Consider the following 11370-nt stretch of genomic DNA (forward strand, 5'->3'; position numbering starts at 1 on the left):
CAGGTCGGACAGGTGTTCCGTCAGCTGGAAGCCGACAACGGAAAAATGATCAGAGGAAAATTCGCCAATGGTGGCGGTGAACTGCAGTCCGCTTGCCTGGGGCATGTCTTCGGTCCCTGAAGAGAGGTATGTATTTCCGGGGCTCATCCTGAGCGAAACCGATTATAACGATCAGGCCATGGAATGTAACCCCGCGGTCCACAGGTTGAGAGGTTGACCTCAAACCCGATCTGCTGCACTCTCTGCCCCACACAATCTGGTTTCATTATGCAACCGATAACCCGAACAGGCAACAATGGAGAATGTCAGTGAGCGACGTTAAAAACCACGCAGTTGTGCTAAAGCAGCGTCCGCAGGGCGAAATTCAGAACGGTGATCTGGTGATGGAAGAGCGCCCCGTTCGCGCACCGGGAGAAGGCGAAGTGGTCGCCCAGGTGCTTTGGCTGTCCCTGGATCCCTACATGCGCCCACGCATGAACGATGCCAAGGGTTATATGGATCCCATCGCCATTGATGAAGTTATCGTCGGTGAAAGCGTGGCGCGCATCGTGGAATCCCGCTCCGATACACTCAAGGTGGGTGACCTGGTGACCTGTTATTCCGGCTGGCAGGAATACGTCACCTTCCCGGCGAATGCGCCGATGGTCTACAAGATTGAGCAGAAAGAGCATGTGCCGCTGCAGACCTACCTCGGCGTGGCCGGCATGCCGGGTCGCACCGGGTACTGCGGCCTGGTGTATGTGGGCAAGCCCAAAGCTGGTGAAACCGTGGTGGTGTCTGCGGCATCCGGTCCGGTTGGCACCGTGGTTGGCCAGACAGCGAAAAAAGAGGGCTGCCGCGTTGTGGGCGTGGCCGGTGGTCCGGAAAAATGTCGGTTTGTGGTGGACGAACTCGGGTTTGATGCCTGTGTGGATTACAAAGCGGGGAATCTGGAGGGCGACCTGAAAGCCGCCTGCCCGGATGGTATCGACATCTATTTCGAGAACGTCGGCGGCGCGGTCACCCGGGCGGTTGCGCCATTACTCAATCCGGGCGCGCGCGTGCCCATCTGTGGTTATGTGTCCGCCTACAACGCCACCGATATGGCCGAAGTGGAGACGCCGTTCCACGTGCTGAAAGCCCTGGATCCGGTTCCGGAGCACCGTTTCTTTCTGGTGACCGAATGGCAGGACAAGCATCAGGAAATTACCAACATTCTTGCAGACCGTATCGCCAGCGGCGAACTGAAGTACCAGGAAACGGTGGCTGAAGGGTTGGAAAACGCGGTTGAGGCGTTTAAAGGTATGCTGAAAGGCAGGAACTTTGGTAAGCAATTGGTGCACATTGCTGATTGAGGGGATTGGTCGGATTGCGCTTCGCTAATCCGACCTGCACTCTTTGCTGATCCGGCCTACGTACAGCCGGGTCAGGAGTTTACGCTCAGCAGCACTTTGCCGGTGTTTTTGTTGGCGGCGACGTAGGCCATGGCCTCCGCGGCTTCTTCGATGGGCCAGGCGTGATCAATCATGGGTACGATCTGGCCGGAGCTCAGCAAGGGCCACACATGGCGCTGCAGCGCCTGCATCACCTCACCTTTTACCGCGACGGGCCGCGATCGCAGCGTCGAGCCGATCAGCCGATGGCGCTTGATCAACATTACCCCAAGATCCACTTCCGCGGTCCGGCCACCCATCAGGCCGATCAGTACAATGCAACCATCCACGTTCAGCACTTTCTGATTGTCGGCCATGTAGCTGCCGCCCACGGGGTCCAGCACCATATCGATACCGCCCCATTTCCGGACCGCGTCCACAAATGAGCCGTTGCGACGGTTCCAGATGCCCGACGCCCCCAGTTTCTGGCACACCGCCAGCTTCTCATCGTCCCCTGCCGTGGCAAACACCGGGTTGCCGAAGGCAGTGGCCAGCTGTATCACGGCCGTGCCCAGACCACTGGCTGCCGCGTGCAATAACACTTTATCGCCCGGCTGCAATTCCGCTTCCTGATATAGATTCAGCCACGCCGTAGCAAACACCTCCGGCACCGCCGCTGCTTCCTTCAGGGACAGACCTTTGGGAACAGGCAGCACCTGAACCGCAGGTACGACGACGCTGGTGGCATAGCCACCGCCGGTCAACAAGGCACACACTTCGTCACCCGGGCTGAAGTCGCTCACGCCCTCACCCACGTCGGCAATGGTGCCACTGACTTCCAGTCCGAGAATCTCGGACGCCCCCGGGGGTGGCGGATAGACGCCGGCTCTCTGCATCAGATCAGCACGATTGATAGCGGTCCACGCCACATCTATCCGGACATGGCCTTCTGGCAACTCGGCCGGGGCCTCGACTTGCTCCCAGCGCAATTCGTCACCGACAATCCTGATCGCTTTCATCATATGCGTACGCTCCGGTGGATCTTTCGTTAGCCGGAGAGCATACCGCGTCATCGCCGATGGTTACAGAGCCTCTACGCGCGATTGGACAACCACACGCTCTGATAGGGTTTGAGGGTAATGGCGCCACTCAGATCATCCAGGCGCAGCCCGGAGATCAGGTCGACCCACTCATCGGTACCGATCAGATTAATGTCACTGAGGGCAATCTGTTGCACCTCGTCGCTGATGTTGTGAATGCAGAATATGGACTGGTCCCGACGCATGCTCTGGCGCCAGAACCCGAACACCTGCAACCCCAGGTGCAGGGTGAACTGCGTGGCGTTCGGGTGAAATGCCGGCTGGCGGCGGCGGATGGCGATCAGCCGCTTCAGCTCCTTGAACGCCTTGCTGTGATGGCTGAGGGGATCGGCCAGCTCACTTTCGATCACGTCCAGGTTCCATTGACCGCGGTTGATGGAGCGCAGGCGGCCGGTGTGCTCTGCGCGCTCGTAATCGTTTTCGGTAGCCAACAGACTGTGGATATAGAACGCCGGGATGCCCTCGAGCGCCAACATCACGGTATGGGCACAGATGAAACGTGGTAACTGCCAGTGATCGGCGCCGCCTTTGACCGTGCCCTTCAGCGCATCGTAGAGCGCAATGTTCATCTCATAAGGCTGATCGCGGCCGTCTTCCGTTCGGCGATAGGACACTTTGCCACCAAAGGATTCCATGGTGTTGATCAGCCCCTGCTTCTCTTCCTCACTCAGCAGGCCATCGGTGGGGCGCAACCCCACGCCGTCGTGGGAGGCAATAAAATTGAGGTAGGTAGTGCCCATCTGGGCCGGCGGCATGCTCATCAGCCAGGTTTTCAAGTGGCGGCAGTTACCGGTTATCAGAGTATGGATCAGCAGCGGCGGCAGGGAGAAGTTGTAGATCACATGGGCTTCGTTGGCGTTGCCAAGATACGTGAGGTTTTCTCGGTTAGGCACGTTGGTCTCGGTGATCACCACCGCCTGCGGGCTGTGATGCTCAATCAGTAGCCGCAGAATCTTGATCAGCTCATGGGTCTGCTGCAGATGAATAGACGGTGTGCCCGGCTCTTTCCACAGGAACGCCACCGCATCCAGCCGGAACATGATGACGCCGTGCTCCAGGTATCGGCGGATGATGGCGACAAATTCCACCAGCACCTGCGGGTTGGCAAAATTCAGATCCACCTGATCTTCGCTGAAGGTGCACCACACGTAGCGCTCGCCGTCTTCAGTCATTACCGGGTTAAGCAACGGGGACGTGCGCGGGCGCACCACCGCGCTCAGATCGTCTGTCAGGCTGGCCTCAAAGAAGTAGTCCTTGCCCGGGTCCACACGCTTGCGGAAATTCTCGAACCAGCGGCTACGCGCCGACATGTGATTGATCACCAGGTCCGCCATCAGTTTGAAGTCCCCGGCAATGCGTTCGATGTCGTCCCAATTGCCGTGGGATTCATTCACCGCCAGATAGTCCATGACGGAAAAGCCGTCGTCGGAGCTGAACGGAAAAAACGGCAGAATGTGAACGGCCGACACTGTGTCTGCGAGGCAATCGGTCAGAAATTCGTGGAGGGTAACCAGCGGCTTTTCGTCGGCACGGCGGATGGTATCGGCGTAGGTGATCAGCACCACGTCGGATTCATCCCAGTTGTTCTGATGGGCCGGAGGCGGCTCCTGATTGGGGGCCAGGCGCATGGTTTTGAGCAGTTTTTCCGCCAGAAACCCACAGTCGAGATCCGGATAAACCACGTCCAGCATACCCGTGAGTTTGGATTTCAGTGGCTCGCTCATGGGCGGAACTCCTCGTTGTCCAGGTCCACCGCCTCCATCAGCTGTTCCTTGATGTCCGGGATGGCACTGGCCACCCGGTTCCAGCTGGGAATAAACGGCGTGTCCATAGGATTATCGAGGAAATAGGCCCCCGCGCGCATCACATTTTGCGCGAACAGCTCCACCGCTTTCTCTTCCTTGTGCCGATCAAACGTCAGGCCGTTGATGATGGCGTCGTTCTGGTAGGTTTCGACGAAATCCAGCGCAATGCGAAAGTACGCCGCCTTGATGGTGCGGAACTTTTCATTGGAGAAAATCTCACCGTTGGTGGCCAGTTTGCGGAACAGGGCCTTGGAGATGTCAGTGCTCATTTTAGACAGACCACGGCTGGCGTCTTCCGGTGACAGCTCCTGATGCTTGTGATCGTAGGTATCGGCGATGTCCACCTGGCACAGGCGATTGGTGGCGTAATTGCGCTTCATTTCTGACAGCACCCCCACTTCCAGCCCCCAGTCACTGGGGATACGCAGATCGTTGATCACGTCGGTGCGGAAGGAAAACTCGCCGGCCAGCGGGTAGCGATAGCTATCCAGATAGTCGAGAAAATCGTTGGGGCCGCAGACTTTCTTCAGCGCGCGAATGAGCGGGGTGACCAGCAGACGGCTGACCCGGCCATTCATTTTGCTGTCGGCCACACGGGCGTAATAGCCTTTGCAGAACATGTAATTGAAGGCCGGATTGGCGACCGGGTAAATCAGCCGTGCCACCAGATCCCGCGAGTAAGTCAGGATATCGCAGTCGTGCAGGGCCACCGACTTGCTGAGCCCGGACGCCAGCACATAGCCAAAGCAATACCAGACGTTGCGCCCCTTCCCCATCTCCGTGGGCGCCAGGTTCTGCTCACGCAGCTTCAGATCGATGGCGCGCAGTCTCGGGCCGTCGTTCCAGAGCACCTTGAAGTTCTGAGGGAGCTCGGAAAAATACTCCAGCGCATGGCGGTACTGCTCTTCGTTGGCTCGATCCAGGCCGATGACAATCTGTTCCAGGTAGGGCACCTTCGCCAACTCGCTGACGATGTGCTTGAGTGCCGGTCCTTCCAACTCCGAATACAGCGACGGTAAAACCAGCGACATGGGCCGCGCCTTGCGGAAACTCATCAGTTCCTGCTCAAGATCCTCAACCGGGCGCCGGGTAAGATTATGAAGGGTGGTGATGATGCCGTTCTGATAAAAGTCGCCCATGGCGGTCTTCCTCTGGTCCTGGGTGGAGAGTTCAGTAGCCGAACTCAACAAGAATATTCAGTAAACAGTCGTTCCAGCCTGCCGGGCCGGGTTTGAGGGAGCGCATGGCGTGGCGATCGGAGGTCAGCTCCACCTGATCGGACTGCACACCGCGGATAATCACCGGAATGTTCACCGCTTCCAGCATGCGCTGATCGTTGGGGCTGTCGCCCAGCCCGATGGTCACCCAGGACGTATCGCGCGACTGCTCCCGGTATTTACCCAGCAAGAAACGGACCCCATCGGCTTTGTCGAAATTCCCCATGGCGTGGAGAAAGCGCCCGCCTTGCACCAGTCGCAAACTTTCGGCCGCCAGTTTTTCCGTGAACTCCGCCAGCTCCTCGTCATTGCCCTGCCACAACAACGGCTCGGTTCCGAGGCGGTCTTTTGCAAGCTCCGCAGAGGCCAGTGAGAGCCCGGACATGTCCGCCAGCTCCTCAGCCGACATGTCGGCAAATCCGCGAAACTGGAATCCCTCAGCCCGAAAATCCTGCAACACCGCCAGCACCTGTGTGCGGGATGCCCCAAAATTCACCACCTGTTCCTCCCCCGGTCCAAAACAGTTCGCCGGGATCACCACGGCTGCACCGTTTTCGACAATGAACGGGTCGTGATTAGACAGCTGTGTCCGCACGTCACGAATCTCTGATGCAGTCTTGCTGGAGTTCAGAATCAACGGAACCCCCGCCTCGGCCAACCGCCCCAATGCCGGTACCGCAGCTTTCCAGTCGTAGGTGTCGTGATCCAGCAAGGTGCCGTCCAGATCAGTAAATACAAGCAGATGGGGCTGTTCCATAGCGTCTGACTCTGATCAGTTTGGTCGGGTTGTGAAAACGGGTAAGCCAAGCCGGTGATTCTCGGCGACGTCCACCACCACATCCGCCCGCGACGGCATTTCCGTCAGGCAACGGCGAGTGATGCGCTCGTAATGCATGATAAAACGGGCCACCTCGTCATCGCTCATGATTCTCAGAGTTCGCTCTCCGCCGCCCTCTTTTGGTGCGGACTCAATGCGGCGCGCCAGCTTGTGCTCCTGAAGTGTGCGCCATTCCAGAACACACTCCATGGACGGCGCTTTGAGCATGATCAGCGTATCCATCTGCCCGAAGAAAGACCGGTAACTTTCACTCAGGCACTCATTGACGTATTCACGCCACACCACGTCCGGGTCCTCCGCCAACTCAAGGGCGTTGACCGGGTTGGCCAGATCCCGGTGGTCCGTCTGCGGCACTGCCCCCAGACACCAGCCTTCCACCAGAATGACATCTGCGGGACCCTCGAACACCGGCCAGCGGCTCTCAGGACAGCGGTCGTCTGTGGCCTTATCAAAGGCGGGAACGGGCACGCACTCCCCGGGGCCGGCCGCTATTAACTGGTCCAGCAGCCGCTGGCCCAGCGCAACGTCGTGGGTGCCCGGCACGCCCCGGGTAATCAGCAGCGGATGCACGGTGTCGGCAAGGTGTTCGCGCTCGGCCCGGGTGAGGTAAATGTCGTCCAACGAAAAACTGGCGGTGCGGCAATCGAAATGCCGATCCAGTAACTGCCGCAAGAACAGGGTGAGTGTCGATTTCCCGGTACCCTGGGCGCCATGAAGCCCTACAACCACGGCTCGCTGCGTTGTCCGGCGTAGCTCGAGTATGTGCCTGGCCAGCGGCAGAATGGTCTGCTCCACCGTAGTCACGTAGGATGACGGAAGGGCTTCCTGATCAATCAGCGCCTGAACCATGGTCATAAGAGGTTGGTCAATCACGTAGTTGTTCCTGCACGCAGTGTGTTTGCATGGCGATGAGCGGGCCTCTTGCTGCTTTATAGCTATCACCAGCACGTTTTGTACCAGATGGGAGTATAGGCGTTACATGAGTCACAAGGGTTTCAAAGTGGAACATCGCTATCTGGAGCTGCCGGACAGCTTCTATACCCGGGTACAGCCAACGCCCCTGAAGGACGCCCGCATGGTGTGCTTCAATCACGCGCTGGCCAGCGAGATGGGATTTCACAGCGATCAGCCGGAAGACTGGACCGGCGTGGGCGCCGGCACCGAACTGCTCGACGGCATGGACCCGGTGGCGATGAAATACACCGGCCACCAGTTCGGCACATACAACCCGGATCTCGGGGATGGCCGCGGCCTGCTGTTGTGGGAAACCATCGGGCCGGACGGCCGCCGCTGGGACTGGCACCTGAAAGGCGCCGGCACCACGCCCTACTCCCGCTTCGGTGATGGCCGCGCCGTGCTGCGCTCCACCATCCGTGAATACCTGTGCAGCGAAGCCATGGCGGGCCTTGGCATTCCCACCACCCGCGCCCTGTTCATGGTCAGCGCCCGCGACCCGGTGCGCCGTGAGTCCATCGAAACCGCTGCGGCGCTGGTGCGCGTGGCCGAGAGCCACATCCGCTTCGGGCATTTCGAGTTTGCCGCCCATCACGAGGGTAAAGAGACCCTGAAAACACTGGCTGAGCATGTCATTGCCCTCCACTTCCCTCACCTCATCGAACTGCCGGCGGATGAACGCTACGCGCGCTGGTTCGAGGAGGTGATTCAACGCACCGCGCGGCTGATTGCCGATTGGCAGGCAGTAGGCTTTTGCCACGGGGTCATGAACAGCGACAACATGTCCATCATCGGCGACACCTTCGATTATGGTCCCTACGCCTTCCTGGACGATTTCGACGCCGGCTACATCTGCAACCACACCGACCAGGGCGGACGCTACGCCTACAATCGCCAGCCCAATATCGGTTTTGTAAACTGCCAGTATCTGGCCAACGCGCTGCTACCGATTATGGACGAGGACACCCTCCGCCGGAGCATGCGGCATTATGAAACCACCTACAACGGTCGCTTCCTGCAGAACATGCGGGACAAACTCGGGCTGGCACGGGAGGACGAGTCTGATCTGCCGCTGATCATGGACACCTTCAGCATGCTCCACGAGCACCACGTGGATTACACCCGATTCTTCCGCGGGCTTTCCAACCTGCACGGCCTTGGCACCGCACCCATCCGCGATCTGTTTGTGGATCGCAGTGTGGCGGACGAGTGGCTGCAGCGTTACCAGGAGCGCCTGCAGAAAGAGACCCGTGCCCACGATGAGCGCGAGTTCGCCATGCGCAAGGTGAACCCCAAATACATTCTGCGCAACTACCTGGCCCAACAGGTGATCCAGGAGGCACAGAACGGCGATTACGAACCGCTGAAGGAATTACTGACGGTGTTGCAGAAGCCGTTCGACGAACAGCCAAAATTTGAAGGGTATGCGGCGCTTCCCCCGGACTGGGGGAAGCACCTCAACATCAGCTGTTCTTCCTGAATTCAGGCAAGAACCGCTGACCGGCCTTACACGGCCTTGGCGGCGATGATCTTCTCGTGCCACTCGACCGGGCCGGTCTGGTGCACGGAGGAGCCTTTGGAGTCCACGGCGACCGTCACCGGCATGTCTTCCACTTCGAACTCGTAGATCGCTTCCATGCCCAGTTCCGGGAAGGCCACCACTTCGGCGTGCTTGATCGCCTTCGATACCAGGTACGCCGAACCGCCTACCGCCATCAGATACACCGCGCCAAACTCGTGAATGGCATCAATTGCCACCTGACCACGCTCGGCTTTACCGATCATGCCGGTGAGGCCGGTTTTCTCCAGCATGGTCCGGGTGAACTTGTCCATGCGCGTGGCGGTGGTAGGGCCGGCGGGGCCGACCACTTCCTCGCGTACCGGGTCGACCGGGCCCACGTAATAGATGAAACGACCTTTCAGATCCACCGGCAGCTCTTCGCCGCGCTCGATCATGTCCACCATCTTCTTATGGGCGGCATCGCGGCCGGTCAGCATCTTGCCGGACAGCAGCACAGTTTCGCCGGGCTTCCAGTCTTTGACATCTTCCGGGGTGACCGTGTCCAGGTTCACGCGGCGCACGCTGTCGCCCACTTCCCAAGTGATTTCCGGCCAGTCTTCCAGGCTCGGTGGGGTCTGCAGTGACGGGCCGGTGCCGTCCAGCACGAAGTGCGCGTGGCGGGTGGCGGCGCAGTTCGGAATGATCGCCACCGGCTTGTTAGCCGCGTGCGTGGGGTAATCCTTCACTTTCACATCCAGTACCGTGGTCAGGCCGCCCAGACCCTGGGCACCGATGCCGAGCTCGTTGACCTTCTCAAACAACTCCAGGCGCAGCTCCTCGGAGCGATCGGACGCGCCACGGGCCTGCAGGTCGTGGATATCGATGGGATCCAGCAGCGACTCTTTCGCCAGCTCCATCGCCTTTTCGGCGGTGCCACCAATACCAATACCCAGCATGCCCGGCGGACACCAGCCCGCGCCCATCTGCGGCACCATTTTCAGCACCCAGTCCACCACCGAGTCGGACGGGTTCAGCATGGCAAATTTGGTCTTAGCTTCCGAACCGCCGCCTTTCGCCGCGACGTGCACGTCAACCGTATTACCGGGCACAATCTTGTAGTGGATAATCGCCGGGGTGTTGTCTTTGGTGTTGGTGCGTTTGCCGTCCGGGTCCGCCAGAATAGAGGCGCGCAGCACGTTGTCCGGATGCATGTAGGCCCGGCGAACGCCTTCGTTGATGATGTCATCCAGCGCCATGTCGGCATCCCACTGCACGTCCATACCGACGGTGACGAACACCGTCACGATACCGGTGTCCTGGCACAGTGGCCGCTTGCCCTGGGCACACATGCGGGAATTGATCAGGATCTGCGCCATGGCATCCTTGGCCGCCTGGGACTCTTCTTTCTGATAGGCCTCATACACAGCCTGAATAAAATCTTTCGGGTGGTAGTAGGAAATGAACTGCAGCGCGTCCGCTACGCTCTCAATCAGGTCGTCCTGGCGGATTACGGTGGTCATAGGCGTCTCATCAGTGTTGGTTTAGTGATGACAAAATCGGAAGCCGGAGTTTACCAGAAACCGCCGGAACGGGGCATGCGACCGTGATGGAAAAAAGGTACTATCGAAAAAAAGGTACCATCCTAAGTAATTTACCAACAAAAAGATCAGGAGACACCGTGACCGACCTCGTCCTCACTGAACAACAGGGCCACGTGCTGGTGGTGCGCATCAACCGGCCAGACCGCAAGAACGCCCTGACTCACGCCATGTACACCGCCCTCGGCGACGCCGTTGAACAGGCCCACGAAAACGCTGCCATTCGGTGCGTGCTGTTCACCGGCAGCGAAGAGTGCTTCACCGCCGGTAATGACCTGAGCGATTTTGCCGCCGGCCTGCCCGGTGCTTTCGAGGAAACCCCGGTCGGCCGTTTCCTGTTTCTGCTGGCCACCGCCACCAAGCCCGCGGTGGCCGCCGTCAACGGCCCTGCCGTGGGCATCGGCACCACCCTGCTGCTGCACTGCGACATGGTGTTCGCCGGCAACAACACCCGCTTTCAGATGCCCTTCGCCAACCTCGGCCTGTGCCCAGAAGGCGGCTCCAGCCTTTTACTGCCCTCCTGGCTCGGGCGGGTGCGGGCCGCCGAACTGCTGATGCTAGGCGGCGCCTTCACCGCTGACGACGCTTACCGGCTGGGGCTGATCAACCGGATCTGCGAACCGGCAGACACCGAAGCCACCGCGCTGGACACCTGCCAGAAACTGGCCGCCCAGGCACCGGCCGCCCTTCGCGCCACCAAGGAACTGCTCAATCGGCCCACACTGGAAGAGCTCAAAACCACCATGCTGGTCGAAGGAAAGAAATTCAGCGAACGTCTGAAATCGCCGGAGGCAGCAGAAGCCTTCAAAGCCTTTATGGAAAAGCGTACTCCCGACTTCTCAAAATTCGACTGAGAGCCTTGTGGAAACTCGACAAACGTCTAAGCGCCAACTATTTTTCATTCAGGCCAATTTCCAACTGTGCGCCAAGTCTTTGAAACGCCAGAATCACACTTTTGGCTGATCAACAGTGGCCGTGCTGCCGCTATAGTCGAGGCTCCAGAAA

9 protein-coding genes are annotated in these 11370 nt (G+C 59.3%); 3 read left to right on the forward strand and 6 right to left on the reverse strand.

Going from position 1 to position 11370, the window contains the following annotated elements:
- Positions 1-308 precede the first annotated feature (308 nt).
- On the forward strand, positions 309-1334 hold the full coding sequence (locus R0125_RS13145; RefSeq protein WP_248184867.1) for an NADP-dependent oxidoreductase: 1026 nt from the start codon (positions 309-311) through the stop codon (positions 1332-1334).
- A gap of 71 nt (positions 1335-1405) precedes the next feature.
- Here R0125_RS13145 and R0125_RS13150 read toward each other — a convergent pair whose 3' ends face one another.
- The 5 genes from R0125_RS13150 to R0125_RS13170 form a co-directional block, all read right to left on the reverse strand.
- The gene (locus tag R0125_RS13150) at positions 1406-2371 is read right to left on the reverse strand and encodes an NAD(P)H-quinone oxidoreductase (RefSeq protein WP_248184879.1); all 966 of its coding nucleotides are present in this window, start codon (positions 2369-2371) and stop codon (positions 1406-1408) included.
- 74 nt (positions 2372-2445) lie between these two features.
- On the reverse strand, positions 2446-4176 hold the full coding sequence (locus R0125_RS13155; protein WP_317238495.1) for a sugar phosphorylase: 1731 nt from the start codon (positions 4174-4176) through the stop codon (positions 2446-2448).
- Positions 4173-5396 carry a glycosyl transferase gene (locus tag R0125_RS13160; RefSeq protein WP_248184862.1) on the reverse strand — a complete coding sequence of 408 codons (1224 nt, stop codon included), beginning with the start codon at positions 5394-5396 and terminating at the stop codon, positions 4173-4175. Before R0125_RS13160 ends, R0125_RS13155 begins: the two co-directional genes overlap by 4 nt.
- A 31-nt stretch (positions 5397-5427) precedes the next feature.
- On the reverse strand, positions 5428-6231 hold the full coding sequence (locus R0125_RS13165; protein ID WP_248184860.1) for an HAD-IIB family hydrolase: 804 nt from the start codon (positions 6229-6231) through the stop codon (positions 5428-5430).
- 15 nt (positions 6232-6246) lie between these two features.
- Positions 6247-7185, reverse strand: a complete 939-nt coding sequence (locus R0125_RS13170; protein WP_248184859.1) for a hypothetical protein — start codon at positions 7183-7185, stop codon at positions 6247-6249.
- Positions 7186-7291: 106 nt separating this feature from the next.
- Here R0125_RS13170 and R0125_RS13175 point away from each other — a divergent pair, with 106 nt between their 5' ends.
- Positions 7292-8746, forward strand: a complete 1455-nt coding sequence (locus R0125_RS13175; protein ID WP_317238496.1) for a protein adenylyltransferase SelO — start codon at positions 7292-7294, stop codon at positions 8744-8746.
- 26 nt (positions 8747-8772) lie between these two features.
- Here the strand turns inward: R0125_RS13175 and R0125_RS13180 are convergent, their stop codons facing one another.
- Complete coding sequence (locus tag R0125_RS13180; protein WP_317238497.1) at positions 8773-10287, reverse strand: fumarate hydratase; 1515 nt, start codon at positions 10285-10287, stop codon at positions 8773-8775.
- Positions 10288-10445: 158 nt separating this feature from the next.
- Here R0125_RS13180 and R0125_RS13185 point away from each other — a divergent pair, with 158 nt between their 5' ends.
- Positions 10446-11219: an enoyl-CoA hydratase gene (locus R0125_RS13185; RefSeq protein WP_317238498.1), complete on the forward strand. Its 774-nt coding sequence runs from the start codon at positions 10446-10448 to the stop codon at positions 11217-11219.
- Positions 11220-11370: the final 151 nt, after the last annotated feature.

The organism is Marinobacter sp. M-5, from assembly GCF_032911545.1.
GTDB lineage: Bacteria > Pseudomonadota > Gammaproteobacteria > Pseudomonadales > Oleiphilaceae > Marinobacter > Marinobacter goseongensis.

Coding starts and splice junctions, on each gene's coding strand:
- R0125_RS13150 (WP_248184879.1), bottom strand. CDS start 2,371: ATGAAAGCGATCAGGATTGTCGGTGACGAATTGCGCTGGGAGCAAGTC.
- R0125_RS13155 (WP_317238495.1), bottom strand. CDS start 4,176: ATGAGCGAGCCACTGAAATCCAAACTCACGGGTATGCTGGACGTGGTT.
- R0125_RS13160 (WP_248184862.1), bottom strand. CDS start 5,396: ATGGGCGACTTTTATCAGAACGGCATCATCACCACCCTTCATAATCTT.
- R0125_RS13165 (WP_248184860.1), bottom strand. CDS start 6,231: ATGGAACAGCCCCATCTGCTTGTATTTACTGATCTGGACGGCACCTTG.
- R0125_RS13175 (WP_317238496.1), top strand. CDS start 7,292: ATGAGTCACAAGGGTTTCAAAGTGGAACATCGCTATCTGGAGCTGCCG.
- R0125_RS13180 (WP_317238497.1), bottom strand. CDS start 10,287: ATGACCACCGTAATCCGCCAGGACGACCTGATTGAGAGCGTAGCGGAC.